This window comes from Streptococcus parasanguinis (assembly GCF_019929185.1).
Taxonomy (GTDB): domain Bacteria; phylum Bacillota; class Bacilli; order Lactobacillales; family Streptococcaceae; genus Streptococcus; species Streptococcus parasanguinis_O.
In genome coordinates, this window is record NZ_JAHZPC010000008.1 from 19,234 (window position 1) to 40,645 (window position 21,412).

The 21,412-nt window shown below is 43.9% G+C and carries 19 protein-coding genes; 2 read left to right on the forward strand and 17 right to left on the reverse strand.

What is annotated here, in order from left to right; all coding sequences use genetic code 11:
* Nucleotides 1–88: 88 nt before the first annotated feature.
* From K1I56_RS06140 to K1I56_RS06195, 12 genes are all read right to left on the reverse strand, one after another.
* Nucleotides 89–1,132 carry a 2,3-butanediol dehydrogenase gene (locus K1I56_RS06140; RefSeq protein WP_023918955.1) on the reverse strand — a complete coding sequence of 348 codons (1,044 nt, stop codon included), beginning with the start codon at nucleotides 1,130–1,132 and terminating at the stop codon, nucleotides 89–91.
* A 133-nt stretch (nucleotides 1,133–1,265) separates the two neighbouring features.
* Nucleotides 1,266–1,649, reverse strand: coding sequence for a hypothetical protein (locus K1I56_RS06145; protein WP_223325534.1), 384 nt, complete (start codon nucleotides 1,647–1,649; stop codon nucleotides 1,266–1,268).
* 99 nt (nucleotides 1,650–1,748) lie between these two features.
* On the reverse strand, nucleotides 1,749–3,191 hold the full coding sequence (gatB, locus tag K1I56_RS06150) for an Asp-tRNA(Asn)/Glu-tRNA(Gln) amidotransferase subunit GatB (RefSeq protein WP_223325535.1): 1,443 nt from the start codon (nucleotides 3,189–3,191) through the stop codon (nucleotides 1,749–1,751).
* Nucleotides 3,191–4,657: an Asp-tRNA(Asn)/Glu-tRNA(Gln) amidotransferase subunit GatA gene (gene gatA / locus K1I56_RS06155; RefSeq protein WP_223325536.1), complete on the reverse strand. Its 1,467-nt coding sequence runs from the start codon at nucleotides 4,655–4,657 to the stop codon at nucleotides 3,191–3,193. The genes gatB and gatA overlap by 1 nt, the downstream gene beginning before the upstream one ends.
* Nucleotides 4,657–4,959: an Asp-tRNA(Asn)/Glu-tRNA(Gln) amidotransferase subunit GatC gene (gene gatC, locus K1I56_RS06160; RefSeq protein ID WP_002884769.1), complete on the reverse strand. Its 303-nt coding sequence runs from the start codon at nucleotides 4,957–4,959 to the stop codon at nucleotides 4,657–4,659. The genes gatA and gatC overlap by 1 nt, the downstream gene beginning before the upstream one ends.
* A 118-nt stretch (nucleotides 4,960–5,077) precedes the next feature.
* The gene (locus tag K1I56_RS06165; RefSeq protein ID WP_049473134.1) at nucleotides 5,078–6,571 is read right to left on the reverse strand and encodes a glycosyltransferase; all 1,494 of its coding nucleotides are present in this window, start codon (nucleotides 6,569–6,571) and stop codon (nucleotides 5,078–5,080) included.
* Nucleotides 6,568–7,851, reverse strand: coding sequence for a glycosyltransferase family protein (locus K1I56_RS06170; RefSeq protein WP_223325537.1), 1,284 nt, complete (start codon nucleotides 7,849–7,851; stop codon nucleotides 6,568–6,570). Before K1I56_RS06170 ends, K1I56_RS06165 begins: the two co-directional genes overlap by 4 nt.
* A gap of 26 nt (nucleotides 7,852–7,877) precedes the next feature.
* Nucleotides 7,878–8,765 (reverse strand): glycosyltransferase family 2 protein, encoded by an 888-nt coding sequence (locus tag K1I56_RS06175; protein ID WP_223325538.1) that lies wholly within the window; start codon nucleotides 8,763–8,765, stop codon nucleotides 7,878–7,880.
* Entirely contained in the window at nucleotides 8,752–9,975 is a 1,224-nt protein-coding gene (locus tag K1I56_RS06180) for a glycosyltransferase (RefSeq protein WP_223325539.1), read from the reverse strand. The genes K1I56_RS06175 and K1I56_RS06180 overlap by 14 nt, the downstream gene beginning before the upstream one ends.
* Nucleotides 9,976–10,088: 113 nt before the next feature.
* Nucleotides 10,089–10,667, reverse strand: a complete 579-nt coding sequence (locus tag K1I56_RS06185; protein WP_031572912.1) for a cysteine hydrolase family protein — start codon at nucleotides 10,665–10,667, stop codon at nucleotides 10,089–10,091.
* Entirely contained in the window at nucleotides 10,667–11,455 is a 789-nt protein-coding gene (gene codY / locus K1I56_RS06190) for a GTP-sensing pleiotropic transcriptional regulator CodY (RefSeq protein WP_024054997.1), read from the reverse strand. The genes K1I56_RS06185 and codY overlap by 1 nt, the downstream gene beginning before the upstream one ends.
* A gap of 187 nt (nucleotides 11,456–11,642) precedes the next feature.
* Entirely contained in the window at nucleotides 11,643–12,857 is a 1,215-nt protein-coding gene (locus K1I56_RS06195; RefSeq protein ID WP_223325540.1) for a pyridoxal phosphate-dependent aminotransferase, read from the reverse strand.
* A gap of 208 nt (nucleotides 12,858–13,065) precedes the next feature.
* Between K1I56_RS06195 and K1I56_RS06200 the strand changes: the two genes are divergently transcribed.
* On the forward strand, nucleotides 13,066–13,518 hold the full coding sequence (locus tag K1I56_RS06200; RefSeq protein WP_003008541.1) for a universal stress protein: 453 nt from the start codon (nucleotides 13,066–13,068) through the stop codon (nucleotides 13,516–13,518).
* A gap of 287 nt (nucleotides 13,519–13,805) precedes the next feature.
* On the opposite strand, the gene K1I56_RS06205 is transcribed toward K1I56_RS06200, so the two are convergent.
* On the reverse strand, nucleotides 13,806–15,206 hold the full coding sequence (locus K1I56_RS06205; RefSeq protein WP_070466477.1) for a Cof-type HAD-IIB family hydrolase: 1,401 nt from the start codon (nucleotides 15,204–15,206) through the stop codon (nucleotides 13,806–13,808).
* Nucleotides 15,207–15,268: 62 nt separating this feature from the next.
* Here K1I56_RS06205 and K1I56_RS06210 point away from each other — a divergent pair, with 62 nt between their 5' ends.
* Nucleotides 15,269–16,231: an asparaginase gene (locus K1I56_RS06210; RefSeq protein WP_223325541.1), complete on the forward strand. Its 963-nt coding sequence runs from the start codon at nucleotides 15,269–15,271 to the stop codon at nucleotides 16,229–16,231.
* Between the two features lie 501 nt (nucleotides 16,232–16,732).
* On the opposite strand, the gene recG is transcribed toward K1I56_RS06210, so the two are convergent.
* The 4 genes from recG to K1I56_RS06230 all read right to left on the reverse strand — a co-directional run bounded on the left by recG (nucleotide 16,733) and on the right by K1I56_RS06230 (nucleotide 21,388).
* Nucleotides 16,733–18,748, reverse strand: coding sequence for an ATP-dependent DNA helicase RecG (gene recG, locus K1I56_RS06215; RefSeq protein WP_223325542.1), 2,016 nt, complete (start codon nucleotides 18,746–18,748; stop codon nucleotides 16,733–16,735).
* Nucleotides 18,749–18,808: 60 nt separating this feature from the next.
* Complete coding sequence (gene alr / locus K1I56_RS06220) at nucleotides 18,809–19,921, reverse strand: alanine racemase (protein ID WP_223325543.1); 1,113 nt, start codon at nucleotides 19,919–19,921, stop codon at nucleotides 18,809–18,811.
* On the reverse strand, nucleotides 19,908–20,273 hold the full coding sequence (gene acpS, locus K1I56_RS06225; RefSeq protein ID WP_223325544.1) for a holo-ACP synthase: 366 nt from the start codon (nucleotides 20,271–20,273) through the stop codon (nucleotides 19,908–19,910). Before acpS ends, alr begins: the two co-directional genes overlap by 14 nt.
* 86 nt (nucleotides 20,274–20,359) lie before the next feature.
* Complete coding sequence (locus tag K1I56_RS06230; protein ID WP_223325545.1) at nucleotides 20,360–21,388, reverse strand: 3-deoxy-7-phosphoheptulonate synthase; 1,029 nt, start codon at nucleotides 21,386–21,388, stop codon at nucleotides 20,360–20,362.
* Nucleotides 21,389–21,412: the final 24 nt, after the last annotated feature.

The window sequence follows — 21,412 nt, forward strand, 5'->3', positions numbered from 1 at the left end:
CTCCTAAATCTGTTCCTTACTTTTATTGTATCATAAAAGGCCGAAACGAAACGTTTCAGCCTCATATATTTCATATAAATTTATTCGCTTATTCAGGTTGAACCAAGATCTTGATTTGAGATTTATCTTGTGTTAATTCAACAAATCCTTCTTCAACGATATTTTCCAATTTAATTTTCTTGGTAACCAATTTTTCAGCAGAGAAGTAGCCTTGTTCCATCAATTCCAGCACTTTAGGGAAGATATGACGGTAGGCAATAATTCCTTTGAGAGATTTTTCTTGGATAGCAAATTCATTTGGATTGATGCTGGCTTCACGTTCCCAGATAGATACGACCATACATTCCCCAGCTTTATGAACAGCTGCAAGGGCTTGACCTAAAACAACTGGAACTCCAGTAACTTCATAAGAAACATCTGCTCCACCACCTGTTAAACGATGGATGGCTTCGACGATTGTTTCTCCTTCTTCTGGGCGAACAACGATTGCTCCCAATTCTTCTGCTTTAGCTTGGCGTTCAGGAGACAATTCAACCGCATAGATTTTTGATGCTCCTGCTGCACGAAGGGCTTCAACGATCAAAAGACCAATTGGGCCTAAACCAAAGATAACGGCTGTATCCCCAGCTTTCAATGCAGATTGACGAACGGCATACACAGCAACAGCAGCAGGTTCTGTAAGAGCAGCTTGTTCATAGCTCAAGCTATCTGGAATCACATGAACCAAATCTCCATCAAGGACACAATATTTGGCAAAACCACCATCTGCAGCAAGGCCGACAAAGTTCAAGTTTGGATCAAGGTTATAGTCACCGATTAGGTTATGTTTTGCCAAAATTGGTTCAATCGTCACGCGATCCCCAACTTTGACACGAGTCACATCACTTCCGACTTCTACAATTTCACCAGAGAATTCATGTCCCAAAGTAACCGGTGCTTTTTGACCAGAATACACATGTTCTTCAGTTGGGATGAAGATCGGTCCATCCAAATATTCATGCAAGTCCGTACCACAGATCCCTGTGAACTTAACTGCCACTTTTACTTGATGTGGTTGTACTTCAGGTACTTCCACTTCTTCGATACGAACGTCTTTTGCTGCATGCCAGCGAGCTGCTTTCATAGTAGCCATATGATGATCTCCTTGTTTTCACCTTTTTTGTTTTCTTTTCAGGAAACTTTATATTTAAAATTGTAAACGTTTTCCTTTTGTTTGTCAAGGAAAAACTGAAGATGAAAAAGAGCAGCCATTTGACTGCTCCTTCTTATTTCTTCTTGATTCGTGAATTTTCAATTCTCCAGCCTACCATCCAACCAAGGACGAGGAGATAATTTTCAAGCGCACCGATCCCATTGACTGGCAAATGATAGTTGAGATAAGCAAATAAATGATTCGTCCCAATTCCAATCCCACCTAGGATCAAAGCCAATAGAACCGTCCGAAGGTAAAACCAATCGTATTTGAGATTGACAGCAATGAGAATCACAAGAACTGCCACATTCCAAATCCCAATCTCCCGCTGCCAACCGACAGAAACACCATATCCCGAATGACTTCCCATATAAGATGGAAAGAACAGCTGGAAGACAATCGCTCCAGACATGGCGATGATAACCAGGACAAATAAGACTCTTAAAAATTTGTTCATGTAACTCCTCCTAATGCCAGTTGATATGTAATGGTCTTTCCTATTCTAACACAATTTTATGGATAGTAAAAACCAACCTCTCGGCTGGTTCTTTATCTATTACTCTTCTTTCAACTTCGCCAATTCTTGGGCAAGTAACTTGAGGGCTACTTGTGGGTTGGCTTGGCCTTTGGTTGCTTTCATGAGGAATCCTGTGAAGGCCTTGTCCGCGTTCCGTTTCCCTGATTTAAAGTCGGCTACGGCTGCTTCATTATCTGCGAAGACTTGGTGGATGATAGGGATCAAGACTTCAGGATCTGAAATCTGTACCAAACCAGCTTTTTCTACGTATTCACGTGCGCCACCACCGTTTTTCGCCAAGTGAACAAAGACTTTCTTGGCAATCTTAGAAGAAATCGTTCCATCTTCGATGATGGCAATCATTTCGACCAAATTTTCTGGTGTCAATTGGATTTCTTCCAACGTTTTGCCTTCTGCATTCAAGAATTGTGCCACTTCACCTTGGAGCCAGTTAGAGACTTGTTTGGCATCGCCACCAAGGACCACAGCTGCTTCAAAGAAGTCAGAAGTGACTTTCGTCGCTGTCAATTGGTTGGCATCATAGTCAGACAACCCAAGCTCTGCCACGTAGCGAGCCCGACGGTCTTTTGGAAACTCTGGTAACTCCGTACGCATTTCCTCAATCCACTCATCTGAGATTTCAAACAAGGGAAGATCTGGTTCTGGGAAGTAACGGTAATCCGCCGCTCCTTCTTTGACACGCATAAGAATGGTACTCTTGTTGGATTCATCGTAACGACGCGTTTCTTGACGAATGACACCACCTGAACGCAAGATTTTCGCTTGGCGCTCCACTTCGTATTCAAGACCTTTACGCACGTTTGAGAAAGAGTTCAAGTTTTTCAACTCCGTCTTGGTACCAAATTCCTCTTGACCGTATGGGCGAAGGGAAATGTTGGCATCCACCCGCATCGATCCTTCTTCCATCTTGACGTCTGAAATGCCAGTGTATTGGATGACTTCTTTGAGAGCTGTCAAATAGGCGTAGGCTTCTTCTGGAGAACGCATATCTGCTTCAGATACGATTTCGATCAATGGAACCCCTTGACGGTTAAGGTCTACATAAGAGAAACCGTCTGTTCCGTGCGTGTTCTTACCAGCATCTTCTTCCAAGTGGGCCCGTTCAATCCCAATTTTCTTAGTTGAGCCGTCTTCCAATTGCACTTCAATCCAACCGTTGTAACCGATTGGCTCGTCAAATTGCGAAATTTGGTAGGCCTTTGGATTATCAGGGTAGAAATAGTTCTTCCGGTCAAAGTGCATGTGCTGATGGATATCCATATTCAGCGCCAAAGCAGCCTTGATACCAGCATCCACAACACCCTTGTTCAAGACAGGAAGCACCCCTGGGAAAGACCAGTCAATCACATTGGTATTGGCATTTTGCTCGTTCCCAAAGTGAGCAGAGGTTGGTGAGAAAATTTTTGAGTTTGTATTCAATTCAACGTGGACTTCAAGTCCGATGACTGTTTCAAAGTTCATTAATTGTCACCTCCGAAAATAAGGGGTTGTTGCTTGTGGTAATCCGTCGTAGCTTCAAAGGCAGCTGCAGCTTGGTAGATAGTTTCTTCAGAATACTTAGGACCAATCAACTGCAAACCAACTGGAAGACCTTGCGCAAAACCTGCAGGAATCGAAATTCCTGGAAGACCTGCCAAGTTGACTGGAATGGTCAAGAGGTCAGCCAAGTACATGGCAACCGGATCATGGTTGAGCGAATCCAAATCAAAGGCTACACTTGGAGCTGTTGGTCCAAGGATGAGGTCGTAATCCGCAAAGACTTTTTCGAAGTCTTGGATAATAAGGCTACGAACTTGACCAGCTTTCTTGTAGTAAGCATCGTAGTAACCAGATGACAAACTAAAGGTACCCAGCATGATCCGGCGTTTAACCTCATCACCAAAGCCTTGGCTACGAGTGTTCACATAGATGTCATCCAAGTTCTTGGCATCTTCCGCACGGAAACCATAGCGAATCCCATCGAAACGTTGCAAGTTTGAAGATGCTTCAGATGAAGCGATGATGTAGTAAACGGCAACCCCATATTTAGAGTGTGGAAGGCTAACTTCTTCGACAGTTGCTCCCAATTTTTCAAAGTGTTTGGCCGCATTAAGGATGGTTTCTTTGACTTCTGGGTCGATCCCTTCCCCAAGATATTCCTTCGGAAGGGCAATCTTCATGCCTTTAATGTCTTGCCCAATTTTAGAAGTAAAGTCTGCTACACGAACAGGTGCAGAAGTTGAATCCTTGGCATCTTCACTGGCAATGACATTGAGCAATTGGGCATTTTCCTTAACCGTTGGTGCAAACGGTCCGATTTGGTCAAGCGAGCTACCAAAAGCAATGAGACCAAAACGGGAAACTGTTCCATAAGTTGGTTTGAGACCAACAATCCCGTTAAAAGCAGCCGGCTGGCGGATAGAACCACCTGTATCTGAACCAAGGGACAAACGGACTTGACCTGAAGCGACAGAAGCTGCTGAACCACTAGAAGATCCACCAGGCACCTTGCTGTGGTCCCAAGCATTCTTGGTTGGCCCATAGTAAGAAGTCTCACCAGATCCACCCATGGCAAATTCATCCATGTTGGTCTTCCCGATGACAATCATATCTTTTGCTTTGGCATTGGCAACAGCTGTCGCATCAAAGATTGGCTCGTAGTTATAGAGCATTTTTGATGCTGCAGTGGTCAAGATGCCATCTGTTGAGATATTGTCTTTGACTGCGAGTGGAATCCCTGACAAGAGGTTGTCTGCATCGATTCCTTTTTCATCAATGGCCTTAGCTTGCGCAAGGGCAGCTTCTTCGGCCACCGTTACAAAGGCATTAACCGCTTCTTCACGCGCCTTGATATCATCAAGCGTCGCTTGTGTCAATTCGGTTGCTGAAATTTCCTTAGAGACAAGGAGGTCGTGCAACTCTTCAATGGTTTTATGGTTGAATGACATTAGGCATCTCCTCCATCTTCTAGGATAGCTGGTACCTTGATGTAATAGTTATCTTTTTCAGGTACATTTTTAAACAAGCGGTCACGGTCCGTCCCTTTTTCAGCAACATCCGGACGCAATACGGTCTTGCGATCCGCCATGGTTGTTGTTGGGGCAACACCTGTTGTGTCCACTTCTTCCAACAATTCCACCATGTCGACAATTTTCGATAAGGTTGTCGCAAACTCAGCTGTCTCTTCTGGAGAGAATTTCAATTTTGAAAGATTGGCAACGTGGGTTACCTCTTCTTGCGTAATTTTCATCTTGCTTCCTTTCGTGAAATGATGATTTTTCAATACCCTCTATTTTACCATAATTTAGCCCAATTTGCTTGCCTTAGAAAAAATCTGTAGGACTTTTTTGTCGCTACAGATTCTTCATTTATATTTCTTTTCCGCCGAATTGCCCCATCTCCATCAGAGTCTCTTTCCAGACTTCCTGGACGTTAGAATCGAGGTAAGAAGAGGCCAAGTCATAAGAAGCCTGATGAAATGGGGCGAGGTCGCTTTCAAAGAGCTGGACCAGCTTGTCCGCCAACTCTTTCACCAGCTCTTCTTCTGGCACTGTCTCGCTATAAGGTACCAAAAAGCCATTTTCACCCTCTTTTATAAAAGTCGGATTGCCATAACGGGCATCAAAGCCCAGCAAGGCCAAACCTGCTCCAGCCGCCTCCATCAAAGTCAAACCAAAGGTCTCCCACTGAGAAGTGGTGAGGTAGGCTTGGTAGCAAGGATAGATCTGCTGAAGATCCGCATGACCGCGTAGGTGAATATAATCTTGTGCTGCAAGCTCCTGAATCAGGTGGCGCAAGTTGTCCGCTTCTCCACCCTTCCCATAAATATCAAACTGAAGGGCTGGGAGTTGTTCATGAGCTTTGGCCACTACTCGAATGGCCAAATCGATGCGTTTTCTTGGATCCAAACGGGAAGCTGTGAGCACACTAAAGTGAGGCCGATCTCCTTGTGGTTCCGTCAATGTTTCCAAATGCCCTACTGGAATGCTATAGATTGGAATTCCTTGGCATCCTTGTTTAGCAAGTGTCTGCTCCAAGACTTCTTTTTGAAGATCCGTTGCCGTGATAAAATAATCGAAGCGTTTGGCATACTTGAACACATAATAATATTCATAATTGAGATGGCCATTTTCAAATTCATGCTCCGAATGAAACACCATAGCGAGCTTTGAAGGAGCAGCTTTCTCCAACAAAGGACGGGCAAAATCCATGCGCGAAGCCCGATCAAGCAAAATCAGATCTTCTTCTTTTAGCGACAGCTGCGACAAAAAACGTCTCATCACTTCTGTATGGTTGGTTAAAATCTCAGGCCCCAGTTTATAGAGCCAGCTTCCACCGAACCTCGATTCTTCAAAAGCGATAGTCCCATCTTGATGGTGATAGGTCCGTCTGACAACACTACCATACTGAAAATACTCTGTGACAAGTTTACAAGCTCCATAATACTCTCGCTTGATCCTATTTCCAGCCAAAAGATAGTCTACATAGCGGACACAGTTTGGATGATAGGGATCCAGATGAAAGGTCAGGGCGTTTCCATCCGCAAATTGGTAGCGAATGACTCTTTCCGTTTTTTCAACAACATCCAGACGCGTCAGTTGAAACTCCATTTGCAAGGCCCCTACCGACTTTTGAGGGACCGTAGTCTGTTGATCCGTAAAAGCTAAATGGGCAAAAAGCAGTTCCTCATCCCGGTGCCCCAATGAGAGGTAATAGGCCAATTTTTCTGGAGTGGGCCAAGTGGTAAAGACAAACTTCGCTGCCACTCCCAGACCCCGGAGCATCTTTGCCCGAGAGGCCTGTGCAACATCGACCCCATTGGGTTCAAATCCCACTAATAGATTAAAGGTATAAATGGTCATGCGGTCCCTCCCTCTAATCGCTTAAACAGCTCTTCCAAAGCTTCTTTTTCAGGTAATTTCAAGATTCGTGCTTGCTCTCTTACCAATTCTTTATAGGTTTCTGGCTGCTGGAGCAACGTATCTAGTTGCTGTTCCATTTCTTCGACTGTATCTGTGATCGTGCTCAAGTCTTTATAGGCTTCCTGATGCACCGTGCTCTTCAAACCAAATAAGACTTGCCCATTTTCAAGAGCATGAAGACTACTACTCCATACTTCTTCTCCCTGGTTGCAATCCAGATAAATTGAGCAGCTGGATAACAAGTCCTCATATTTGTCCAGCGAAATCCCTGGATAGAGGCGCACATTGGAGCGAGTCGCTAAATCTGTCAATTTTGGACCCATAGCCGTCAAAGCAGCAATGTGAAAGGTCACTTGTGGGAATTGATGGGCCAGTCTAGATAAACCTTCAACCTCTTGAGAAGCCGTCATGACCAGGGCTTCTGGTTGAAAACTTTCCTGTTCCACATCTACCAGCCCTGACAAGGCTGTGATTCCGTCTTTTTTCTCTCTCAACAGACCATCTTCTACCAACAAAATCTGACTGACTTGTTCTTTGATCTCGTCTAGATCATTAGCGTCACTGGCACAGTATGCGAGTCTTTCCTTTGGTTTCTCTTTCACAACATCTAGCAATACCTTATCCATCAAAAGAATAGCTTCATCTTCCGGCAAGACTTGTTCTAGGACAGCTCTTTGCAGCTCTTTCTTATTGGCATACAGGCGATCCCGTCCCTTAGGAGTTTGAAGCAAAAAGGTTCCTTGTGAGACAAAGTGAAGCAAGACTTCTTCTTGTTGACGGTTCAAATAGATGTCTAAATATGGTTGGCCAGCTTCCGTAAGGAGACTCTGTTTGCTTCTCCAGCCATAGCGGTTGTAGACATCAATGGATACGATCTCTTCTCCCTGACCAAACCATTCCACTCTGTCAACTGTTCGAGACAAGATATCCTCTCGCAAAACCACGTTGGCACGACGTTCCTCCCCATCAAAAAGATAGGTCGTGATCCCTAGTGTCCAACATTCCCATAATTCTGGAACTGCTAGATTATTGAAAAATAAAGGTTTTCCAATTTTTGATACTGGGTCTTTTTGGGTAAAAAAGGTCGCAAGACTCTCTGTCTGTTGGTCCAAATCTGTTTCCAGATTAGTCACAAATACCCGGTAGGGCTGGCCAAGTTTGTCCAAGTATTTTTGCAAACGATCCAGCTCTCTGGTCTGCTCTGATGCAATAATGAACATGCTGATCCTTTCTCATCAATAAGGGGTTAGTCTATCGTTTCAATAAAACGGAGGTTGGTCACCACGCGCTCATAGGTTTCTGACCCTTGCAAGCCTGCTTCCTCTAATTTTTCAAGGGCCCGTTTCAAGCGCGTTTTATAGATATAACGATGCCAGGTCAAATCATAGCCCAACATCCCCAGTAGAGCCAACTTCTCCTGCTTAGCTTCCATCTCATCGACGACTCGCTTTTCTGTCCACACCTGGGACAGAGTATCTGAGCGGCCCACACGATACCAATAAATACATTTCTCTGTATGAATCACCCGATTGGCTTTTAAGAAGAGTTTGTACATCAGGAAGTTATCCTCGACATTTTTTCCAACCGGAAAACGAAGCCCTTCAAATAAGCTACGCTTATAGAGCTTCATCATGGCACAAGCCCAGGCCATATCTCTGGTCTCCTGGATGGCATCGTGGTCCATGATCTCTCTCCCCTCATAAAGGGTCTCTGAATAATCGTCGTCCGTTACCTTGATCAAGTATTTGCTACTACTGTCATCATAGAGGTTATAGTTGGCTACGGAAACATCCGCATTATACTTTTGAAGTTGGCGATAGAGCACTTCTACATAGTCCTCCGTCACCCAGTCATCTGGATCAATAAAGGTGATGTAATCACCAGTCGCTAGCTCAATCCCTGTATTCCGAGCAGCAGATAAGCCCCCATTTTCTTGGCGAACGTAGCGGATGCGCGCATCCTTCCTAAAAAATTCTTTACAGATCTCTTCTGATTGGTCTGGCGAACCATCATTGACCAGGATAATTTCAAGGTGAGGGTAAGTCTGATGGACAACCGTTTCCAAACATTGTCTCAAATAAGCTTCTACATTATAGATGGGAATGATGATACTCACTACTTCATTTGTTTCCATGCTTCTTCTCATTTCTCTTTAAATAATCGCGAATCGCTGCCACCATCTCTTGCACCTGATCATCCGCAAATACTTGATTCTCTCCATTCTCCACATGATTGGTTCCTTCAAAAGAGAAAATCGGTAAGCCCAATTGATGAATCCTTTGCGTCATCTGATCCACCTCATCATAGGGATTGATATCCAGATAGAAATCCAATTTTTCTAGGACTTTTCGACTGGTCAAGGGATCAAAAGAGGGATAAAGAAAGAGGTTAGGGTAGCGTTCTAATTGCACCAAGTTAAAGCCAAAATGGCTATGGGCAAGAACATGAATCGCGACATCTGGCAACTCTTTTAACAACGTCTCCAACTCGTGGATATCTGCTGTATGGGTATAAATAGCCGCATGATAAGGAAAAGTTCCCACTAGATCCTGATAATTTTGCTTCAAAATCGGTTTTCGAAGCAAAATTTCCTCCCAAGAGAGGGCATAATAAAACCACCATTGTTCACGAAAACGATTGAAGCGTTTGGAGGTCCATGGTTTATTATGAGAGGTGTAATGAATGACCGCAGGAATCCCTTGGAAGGCATCATACCAGTCCAAATCCCCATAGAGATATTGATCCTTATCAGACCCTACTTGTAGATTATAGGTCCAAGGTAATGGATACCAAACATCTTTGAAATACAGATTCAAAATTCCTTGATCTCCGTAGACATGCTGATGGTGCTCGCGAGTGAGGTCAAAAAGAGCCTCTGTTACTTGGTGCTCTTGCCACCAAGTCTTATCAATCACCAAAAGCCCAGCATTAAATCCATCTATCGTCGTTGGCTTATCTACCACCGCGCCCAGTCCATAACCTTTTAGATCGACCTCAAATAAAGGCGATAAATCCTGTGTAAAGATCATGTCACAATCCAGATAGAGGATCCGTTCTTCCTCCACAAACTCTGGAATAGCGTAACGGAAATAGGTCGCATAGTGAATATGGTCACTTGGAAGCGAGAAGGATTGGAATTGCTCGGGAGATATCCGACAATTGATCACCTCTGAATCCAACTGGCGCAAGCGCTGATTCATGATAGTAAACCACTCTGTTGGTAGATCCTCATTTAAGACATAAATTTTCAACTGATCCTGATGGGCACACAGTGACTTCATAGCGGTTTCCAACTTTTCCATATAAGATAGATCCGCTGAAAACACGACAGCTTTTTTACTCATAACTCCCCCTTATTTTCTTCCATTAGAATACCATTTTCAAGAGAGGAAGACAATTTCTAGGCCCCAAAAAAGAGGCCTAAACAAATGTCTATGACCTCTTTTACAATGTTTTCTTATTTAGTATCTAATACAGCTAGTGCGCCGTCTACCAAGCTTGCCCCTAAGACATGCTTGAAATGATTCAAGGCAAACTGGTGATTTTCAGGAGTGAGCGACGCCACTGCAGGTTCTACGACTTCGATCTGGTAGCCGAGATTGTAGGCATCAACCGCTGTATGAAGGACACAGATATCAGTCAAGACACCTGTCAAAATAACGGTATCTACATGGCGTTCCCGCAGGCGGATATCTAGGTCCGTTCCTGAAAAAGCAGAATAATGACGTTTATCCATCCAAAAGACGCGTGGATCCGCTTTATGCTCCTGATAAAAATCTGCCAAAGGGCCGTACAAATCACGTCCGCTGGTCCCAATGATATTATGAGGTGGGAAGAGCTTGCTTTCAGGATGAAATGGATCCTCTACATCATGCGCATCAATGGCAAAAAAGACATAGGCTCCTTGGTCAAAGGCCAATTGGGTCACCTGAGCAATGGTCTCAGAAATGGCTTGTGCAGGAGCACCTGCCGTAAGCTTACCATCATCTGCTACGAAATCGACAGTGTAGTCAATTGAAATCAAAGCTTTAGTCATTAGTAATCTCTTTTCTTAATTTCCTCAAAGATATCTGGAATCAACACTTTGAGATAGGTTCCCTTCATTCCAAGAGAACGGCTTTCAATAATACCAGCTGACTCCAATTTCCGGAGTGCATTGACAATCACAGAGCGGGTGATACCAATCCGATCTGCAATAATAGAAGCAGTCAACTGTCCCTCATTTCCTTTCAATTCACTAAGGATGGCAGAAACAGCACGCAATTCAGAGTAAGACAAGGTATTGACAGCCATATTCACCGCTGTCCGACGACGAATATTCTTCTCGTCTTCCTCGCGTTGGTAGTTCAACATTTGAATCCCTACCACGGTACTCGCAATCTCAACCAAGATCAAATCATCATCCGCAAACTGTTTATCATTGCGCCAAATGATCAAGGAACCCAATCGAATCCCAGAAACATGAATAGGCGCAATGGTCGTCAAGCCATCAGGAAATTCAGACTTGGTTTCGACCGGAAAGATACTCAAATCATGGTCCACATCTAAATTAGCTTCTGTATCGTAGACCAAACTAGCTGCCTTGGCATAATCTTCTGGTAATTTTTTATTTTGAAAGAAAGCTTCTACCCGGTCATTGTTGGTCTTGTAACGCATGAAATAACCAAGAAGGGTTCCCTTGCTATTAATGATACAGGCATTACAGTGGATAATATCCGCTAATTGCTGGGCAATATCATTATAAGGCATCTCGAACTGCAACTGTTCATCAGTCCGTTTCAAGATGGATGTAATTTTACGTGTCTTTTCTAATAAGTTTGCCATAATAAACCTCGCATATAGTCAGCTCAAGTATATCATATAAGTGTGGGAATTTCAATCAAATTATCTGAAAATTATTTATTTTTTCTACAATTATGCGCAATTCAGAAAAATGTCGATTCGATGACATGGATTTTATAAAATGAATCAAAAAAAGATTGAAGACTTTCCTCTTCAATCCTTTATCTAATTAACGTTTGTATTGTTTCAAGAAACGAGTCATTTTTTCTTGAATTTGAGCTAACTCATCGACACGTGGAAGGTAAACGATCCGGAAGTGATCTGGATCTTTCCAGTTAAAGCCGCGGCCATGAACCAAGAGAATCTTTTCTTGCTTCAAGAATTCTAAAACAAATTGTTCATCATCATCCACGCGGTACATGTCCCGATCAATCTTAGGGAAGATATAGAGACCAGCCTTTGGCTTAACAGCTGAGAGGCCTGGAATATCATTAATAGCTTTGTAGATAAAGTTGCGTTGTTCGTAGATTCGACCACCTGGAAGCAAGAGTTCATCCACGGATTGGTAACCTCCAAGAGAGGTTTGCACAACTTGTTGAGACAAGACATTTGAACAAAGACGCATATTGGACAACATGTTCAAGCCTTCGATATAGCCCTTCACATGATGCTTGGGTCCGGATAGAACCATCCAACCAACACGGAAACCGGCAATCCGGTGAGATTTTGACAAGCCATTCATACTCACACAGAAGAGATCAGGCGCTAAACTTGCAATAGCCGTGTGTTTTTCCCCATCCATGACCAAACGATCGTAGATTTCATCTGCGAAGATAATCAAGTTATTTTGTCGAGCGATCTCTACAATCTCAAGTAGGATCTCATCTGGATAGAGGGCACCTGTTGGGTTATTCGGGTTGATGACAACGATAGCTTTAGTGTTTGAGGTGATTTTCGACTTGATATCTTCAATATCTGGATACCAGTTTGCTTCTTCATCACAAAGATAGTGAACGGCATTCCCACCAGCTAGGCTGACGGCTGCTGTCCAAAGAGGATAGTCCGGCATGGGAACCAAGACCTCATCCCCATTGTCCAAAAGTCCTTGCATGGACATGACGATCAGCTCACTCACTCCATTCCCAAGGTAAATATCATCAATATCCACATTTGGAATTTTTTTCAACTGGCAGTACTGCATGATTGCTTTGCGGGCTGAAAAAATCCCTTTTGAGTCTGAATAGCCTTCACTATCACGCGCATTCATGATCAAATCATGGATGACTTCATCTGGAGCTGTAAAGCCAAATTCAGCAGGATTCCCCGTATTCAAACGTAGAATTTTTTCTCCATTTGCTCGCATGCGCATGGCTTCTTCCAAGACTGGACCACGAATATCGTAAGCGACATGTTCGAGTTTGCTTGATTTATTATATTCCTTCATATTCTGCCTCGATTCACGAAATTATCTCTATTATACCACTAGTTCAAATAGAGTACAAACCGAGGACTTTAAAAATTCTGCAAAAATATAGCAGAAAAGCGAGACTTTACCTTTACATTCTAGCTCAAAAGAGATAAAATATAAGTGTATAAAGAATAGGATTCCCTTCTATTCTATCCATGTTTTCAAGCTATAAGGAGGTAGGATTATGTCTCAAAAATACGAAAACATTATGGTCGCTGTCGACGGTTCTCATGAAGCAGAATTAGCCTTTGAAAAAGGGGTTAACGTTTCTCTTCGCAACGGCTCTAAATTGACTATTGCCCACGTCATCGATACCCGTGCTCTTCAAAGCGTCTCAACTTTTGATGCTGAGGTCTACGAAGAATTGCAAGAAGAAGCCAACGAATTGCTCAAGGGCTACAAGGAACGTGCTGAAAAAGTCGGCGTTCAAAATGTTGTGACTGTTGTAGAAATGGGAAATCCAAAAGTCCTCTTGGCCAATGATATCCCTAGTAAAGAAGGGGTTGACCTTATTATGGTCGGAGCTACCGGACTCAATGCCTTCGAACGTTTAATGGTCGGATCCTCCTCAGAATATATCCTTCGCCACGCCAAAGTAGACTTACTAGTAGTACGTGATAAGGATAAAACCATGTAAGAAAGAAAAAGTTATATTGAAAACTTTCCTTAGGTGAGTACGGACGTCAGCGAACTTCTTCGAAGTTCCATGACTAAGTTTTGAGCCTAAGGTCTCAAAACTCCCGAGTGCTAGAAACAATAGTGTTTCTAGCACTTGTCTCACGGTGGAAAGTTTTTCAATATTTTTTATAAATTTTAAAAATAAGAACATATTTCGACTTCTTTGTAGAGCACTTTACTTATCTTAGTAAAAAATAGTTTGTCTACATTCTAAAAAAGGTTTGGAACCTTTGTTCCAAACCTTTTTTAGTTGTCTTTTTTTGCTTCTTTTTGTTTTGCATGTTTTTCGTAGGCCTTGAGCTGGCGATCGAGTTCTTTTTTGATGGCTGGTTCTGGGGCGTATTTTTCTTCCCAATCATCTGGCTTCAGAATTTTGTGGGTTACTGGATCAAAGTGCGCCTTTCCATCTGGGAAAATCTTGCCCATATTGGCCCTGTGAACAATCTCAAAGACCTCTTCAGGATCGACCCCCATTAATACAAAGCTACCATAAGTCAAATAGAGGGTATCAATCAAGGCATCAACCTGCCCTACCATGGAGATCTCAGCTGGATGCTTGCTACGAACCTTATCTGCAGCCTTATCCAAGGCTTCGTGAAGAGCTGCCACCGAGCGGTCAAATTCTTCCTCACTTGTGCTAGCTGCTCGGACAAATTCTACCAACTCCTCTTGCTTGAACATGGTCCGATAAAGGGCGTCTTGAGGCTGCCAAACAACTGGTTTCTCCTGAGTTTCCCCATCCATCACACCATGGAAGGTTTTGACCTTATTGAAGTGATCATCCTTAGAAAGAAAGAGTTCTTTCTCTGAAAGAATACCAAAGTGTTGCAGGGCCTTTTGAATGCCATCCTTGCCATTACTAGTCGTGGTATGCTTGGCAATTGCCTTGACACTGGTCGTCCCATTTCCCATCGCAATAGACAAGCCAACACCTGACAGCATCTCTAAGTCATTATCAGAATCTCCAAAAGCCATCACTTCATCGATGTCAAAGCCAAATTCCTGACCAACGATGCGGATCCCTTCTAACTTGGAAATCCCTGGGTTGAGGACATCTGCTGCAAAAGGACTAGAACGTGTGAATTTCAGATGTGGAAACTCTTTTTCAATTTTTGCAGTCTCTTCTGGACTCGATAAGATCAACACTTGGTAGATTGGTTCTTGCGCTAGTGCATAGAGGGTGTCCTGATCTTGTGGGACGACCTTGCTAACCACTTTGTTAAATCCACGACTGACTGTACGGGCCATTTTGCGGGGCACAAAGCGACTGGACCAGGTTGAAATAGGACTCATCCCAAAACTCATAATCCGAGAACCAAATACCCCATCCTTGGTACCGAGAGCAATTTCCTTGCGGTGTTCTCGAGCATAGTCAATTAGTTGGTGCAGACTCTTTTTATCGATTGGGCTAGTAAACAGCACGCGGTCCTTGGTCAAAATATACTGACCATTATAGGTCACTGCAAAATCAAAACCATAGCGTTCCATAAACGGTTTGACAAAGGCCGGTCCCCGCCCTGTCGCAAGGCCTACATAGATCCCTTCTTCCTTTAAAGACTGAATGGCTTTTTCTGTTGATTTGAGGACCGCTCGACTATCATTGACCAAGGTTCCATCGATATCAAAAAAGACTGCTTTTATTTCCATGTCTACTGTTTCTTTCTTTTTATGATAAAATAAATTATATCATATATTCCAAGGAGCTTCACATGTTTAAGAAAATTTTAGCACTACATACCGGAGGGACCATTTCGATGGCGGCAGATGACTCTGGGGCAGTGATTACCAATGAAGTCAATCCCATGACCCAAGTCACTTCACCAATTGAAGGGATTGCAGTCACCTCAGAGGACTTCTTCAACCTTCCCAGCCCTCAAATGACCCCCCGTCACATGTTAGCCCTATATCAAAAAATCAAAGAGGAAGCTCATAACTATGATGGCATCGTTATTACCCATGGGACAGATACGCTGGAAGAAACGGCTTATTTCTTGGATACCATGGAGTTACCAGAGATCGCTGTGGTCATTACAGGAGCTATGCGAAGCTCCAACGAGCTAGGAAGCGATGGCGTCTACAATTTTCTGACAGCCCTTCGAGTAGCTGCCGATCCAAAAGCACGCGATAAAGGCGTCTTAGTCGTCATGAACGATGAAATTCATGCGGCTAAGTACGTCACCAAAACCCATACCACCAATGTCAGTACCTTCCAGACACCAACCCACGGTCCACTAGGTTTGGTCATGAAAAAGGAAATCCTCTTCTTTAAAACAGCCGAGCCAAGGGTGCGCTTTGATCTCAATACCATCGATGGGTTCGTTCCGATCATTGCTACCTATGCAGGGATGAAAACCGATCTACTGGACATGCTGGATCTTTCAAAGCTCGATGGCCTCATTATCGAAGCCTTTGGAGCAGGAAACATCCCTAAAGAAACGGCACATAAACTCCAAGAATTCATGGATGCAGGTCTTCCAATCGCTTTAGTATCCCGTTGCTTCAATGGAATCGCTGAACCCGTCTACGCATATGAAGGAGGAGGCGTCCAACTCTATCAAGCAGGTGTCTTTTTCATCAAAGAATTAAATGCACCCAAAGCGCGCATCAAACTCCTCATCGCCCTCAATGCCGGCCTAAAAGGACAAGAACTCAAAGACTATATCGAAGGGTAAACTAAGATATAAAGCCCGTAAAATGCCAAGTGAAAATAGGAAATTGTCGCCGAGAGCGAAGCTCACAAGAGAATTTATCTTTTTCACACAGCATTTAGGGCGTGTTCAATTAATAAGATACAAAGGGCGTAGCGGATACAGCCAAAATAGGGAGTAGGACAGAAGCTTTACAATTGTGGACGCTTCGTCGTCCTACCCCCACAAGGCTGATTAGGATTCTTCCGAGCTGATAGGCGAGAGAAGAATTCAATCAGCTACTGTGTCTTGGATTTAGTACTAATATATTTTTCTCTTTTTGACACAATCCGCAGCCCGTGTTCAATTCGTGTAACGGCAAGCACTATGGTGCCTTGCCTACACGACCCACTAACTCCTCAGGTGGATGGTATCGATCCACCTTCGTCCTGTCGCATTTCATCAAGATACAAAGCCCGTAAAATACAATCTTAAAGGGAGTAGAGTAGAATCTCAAGAATTTCCACTCTACTCCCTTTTTATATTTTAATCTAAATGTTCTTTCTTTTCTAAGTAAAGCGAGAGCAAATGCCAATCGGAGTGTTCGCGCCAATCTGGTGTGGCTACGATCTGGCTGGCAACTTTCCTTGCTTCTTCCAGAATGGGATAATCTTCTACCAAATCCGCCACTTGAAATTCTGGAATCCCAGATTGACGGGTTCCAAAGATTTCACCTGAACCTCGCATTTTCAAATCTTCTTCCGCTAGCACAAACCCATTGGTCGTCTCTGTCATAATTTTCATGCGCTGCTTGCCACTATCTGTCTTAGGATTGGCTACTAGAATAGCATAGGATTGCTTGTTTCCCCGACCAACCCGGCCTCGTAGCTGGTGAAGCTGGCTAAGACCAAACCTATCTGCATCCATAATGACCATAACGGTTGCATTGGGTACGTTGACTCCTACTTCAATAACGGTCGTAGACACCAAAACATCGACTTGGTGCTCTTTAAAGGCCTGCATGATGACATCTTTTTCTTCACTTTTCATCTTCCCGTGAAGAAGAGAAACGCGTGCTCGCTGACCAAAGAAGGCCTCTAGCTCTTCTTGAAGGGCAAGGGCGTTTTTCAGATCTAGCGCCTCTGACTCCTCAATCAGTGGAGAAATAAAATAAGCTTGAGAACCTTTGCCAAGTTCTTTGACTAACCAGTCGAGGACCACTTCTAACTGCTCATGCTTGACCCAACGTGTGATGATTTCCTTTCGTCCAGCGGGCATTTGATCAATGATGGACACATCCATATCCCCAAAGGCTGTAATAGCCAAGGTCCGGGGAATAGGGGTAGCCGTCATCATCAGGACGTCTGGATTTTGTCCTTTTTCTCGAAGGATACGGCGCTGGGAAACCCCAAAACGGTGTTGCTCATCGATAATGACCAAACCAAGATCTTGGTAGTGAACTCCCTCTTGAATCAAGGCATGTGTCCCCACAATCAATTGAACTTTTCCTGAGGCGATCTCTTCTAAGACTTCCCGTTTCTCAGCCGCCTTTAATCCTCCTGTTAGAAGGGCAATTGGCAAGTCTGGAAAAAGATTTTGCAAGCTTTCCTTGTGTTGCTCTGCCAAAATCTCCGTTGGAACCATCAAGGCTGCTTGCTTCCCAGCGCTTAAGGCTGCATACATAGCAAGACCGGCCACGACTGTCTTCCCGCTTCCCACATCCCCTTGTAAGAGGCGGTTCATATGATAAGGTGAGGCCATATCTGTCAAGATTTCATTCAAGCTGTTTTCTTGAGCTTGCGTTAGCTCAAAAGGAAGCTGTTTTTTTCGTTCTGCTAATTTTTCTGGATTCCAGGCCAAGGAAATCCCTTGGCTGGCATCGTGGTTTTCTTCTTTTAGCACTTGGAGTTGCAGCTGGAAAAAGAGTAGCTCTTCAAATTTTACCCGGCGAAGAGCTTGCTTGTACTCTGTCAGATCCTTAGGAAAATGCATAGCTTGCACTGCTTGGGAACGAGACATAAGTTGATAACGCTCTCGTAAGATTTGGGGGACGTTCTCTTCTAAAAGCTGGTCCAAGCCCTGGTCGAATGCTATTTTGATCAATTTCACCAGGCTGTTTTGGCTCACTCCTTGCGTCACTCGATAGACCGGTTGCAAATCATCTTCCACTTGAGCCAGGAGCTTCATCCCTGTCAAACTGCCTTTGGCCTTGTCCCATTTCCCAAAAATCGCCACTGTCTGCTGGACCTCGATTTTGTCTGCTAGATAGGGTTGGTTGAAAAAATTAACCGCAATCACTTGGTCTCCCTGTTTGATCGAAAAACGCAAGCGATTTCGTTTGTAGCCATAATATTGGACATTGGCTGGTGTTGCTACCACTCCAGAGATGACAGCTTTTTCCCCATCTTCCAACTCTAAAACATTGCGCGTTTTGAAGTCTTCATAGCGAAAGGGGAAATACAAGAGCAGATCTTCTAAGGTTTCAATCCCTAACTTTTTAAATTTTTCCGCCGATTTTGGACCGACTCCAGGCAGTACAGATAAGGGTTGGTGTAGATTCATTTCTCCTCCTTTCTTTTATAAAAAAGCAGGTCCATCCGGGAAAATCCCACCTGCTTCTTCTTATTCTTCACCTGTATAGTCACGAGGAATCCGATCACTCAAGAGACAGACCACTTCATAATTAATGGTCCCACGGTAGTCCGCAACCTCTGTTGCCGTAATTTCTTTTTCTCCATCTCGGCCAATTAGGGTAACCTTGGTCCCCAGAGGCAATTCTTCTGGAAGGCGAACAGTAATCTGGTCCATCGAAACTCGGCCTACAATGGGGCAAAACTCACCCTTGATCAGCACATGGAAATTTTGCATTTCCCGGATCCAACCATCCGCATAGCCAATAGGTATCGTCCCGATCCATTGGGGTTCTTCCGTCGTATAGGTTGCTCCGTAGCCAATATCTTGACCAGCTTCTAACTGTTTCACATGAACTAACTCACTCACCAAACTCAAGGCTGGCTTGATTTCATAAGGCAAGGCTAGCACAGAACCGCTCGGATTCAAGCCATACATGACATCTCCCAAGCGCACAGCTGTGAAAATCGTATCCGCATGCCACAAAGAGGTAGCAGAATTACTCGCATGGACAATGGGAGGAAGGGTTTCAAGAGCAACCAATACTTCTTTGAAAAAGTGATATTGCGCTTGAAATTTTCGATCATCTGCCTCATCTGCTGTTGCAAAATGAGTAAAGATCCCTTCAATTTCAGCTCCAGCTGCTAAGAGGAGGCGTTCAGCCTCTTTGATCTCTTCGATCCTTCGGAATCCAATCCGCCCCATTCCTGAATCCACCTTGATATGGACCTTCAATCCTGAAAGATCTGCTTCTTGTCCAAGCAATTGATCCAACCAAGCAAGACTCGCCACCGTTAAGCGGATGTCATGCTCTTTGGCTAGATTAACTGTTTCACTTGGCACAACTCCCAAAATCAAAATAGGGTGTTGCAAGCCTTCTTCACGGATTTCGAGGGCTTCATCCATATTGGAAACACAAAAACCATCTACCTGAGGCGCCAATTTTTTGGTCACCGCAACAACCCCATGACCATAGGCGTTGGCCTTGACGACTGCATATTTCAAGGCTTGACTTGGAATATGCTCACTGACTTGTTGCACATTAAAGGCAATGGCATCCAAATCGACTCTAGCAACAGTTGGTCTATGTTTACTTGCTTTCATTTTCTTCCTCCAAAATGACACTGGTCGACACTAGGTCTCCCTTATGACTGATCGAAATCCATACCTTCCCAGAAAAAGGAGACTTGGAAAAATAGGGAGCTCCGTGGGCATCATTTAAAATTTCTAAATCTTGAAAACCAACCCGTCCAATCCCTGTTCCCATTGCCTTTGAAAAGGATTCTTTGGCGGACCATCGGCCCGTTAAATATTCCATTTTCCGTTTTCCAGACAATTCCTCAAAGCGCTCTCGCTCAGCCTTGGTTAAGACTTTTTCAGCGAATCGGGTATTCTTCTGATAGGCTTTTTCAATCGCAGCGATCGATTCGATATCGATGCCATGTCCTTTGATCATCTTGTTTTATCCTTATTTATCGTTTCAGTATCGTTTTACTGACAAAAGAGAAGGGGCTAAAGAATCACTCCTTCCGCCCCTGCCTTTTACTTATTCATCGTTGCAATTTCTTTGACCAAGGCCTGTGTTTTTCCCCAACCCAGGCAAGGGTCTGTGATGGATTGACCATAAACCACTGGTTCATTTTGACGACCATCTTCTAGATAGGATTCAATCATGAAACCACGAACTAAAGTTGCCAAATCCTTGTTCCAAGCACGGTTCATCATGGTTTCTCTCACGATGCGTACTTGCTCTTCGAATTGTTTGCCTGAGTTGTCATGGTTGGTATCCACCAGGATGAAGGGATATTGCAAGCCCATTTCGCTATAGCGTTTTGCTGCCGCTAGCAAATCTTCATAATGGTAGTTTGGAATATTCTTACCACTTGCATCCAAGCCCCCACGAAGGATCGCATGAGCTAAAGGATTTCCTGATGTTTCCACTGCTTGGGCATTGAACAAAAAGTTTTGGGGATGTTGGGCTGCATAAATCGCATTGAACATGACAGAAAGATTTCCAGAGGTTGGATTCTTCATACCTGTCGGAGCAGAGATCCCACTAGATACAAAGCGGTGCTCCTGGTCTTCAACTGAACGCGCTCCAATGGCATGATAAGAAATTAAATCCTCAACATACGGAAGACTTGCTGGATAAAGCAACTCATCCGCAGTTGTCAAACCAGTTTCTGTAATCACACGGTAGTGGAGATGTCGAACCGCTTTCAAACCGTCCACAAAGCTTGGTGCTACATGTGTATCTGGTTGGTGCATCAAGCCTTTATAGCCATCCCCGTTTGTCCGAGGTTTAGCCGTATAGACCCGCATCACAATGAAAATCTGATCTTTGACTTGCTCTTGTAAGTCTGCCAAGCGACGGGCATAGTCCATCACAGCTTCTTCATTATCAGAAGAGCAAGGCCCGATCACAAGAAGGATCCGTTGGTCTTCTCCTTTGATAATAGCTTCCAATTCTCGATCACGCGCTTCTTTACGCTCCAAGGCTGGACCTTCCAAGCGGTAAAGCGAAGTGATCTCTTGCTCATCAATCTTATTGCTCTTCGTAATGAATACCATACGGCCTCCTTATGCTAGCTAGAC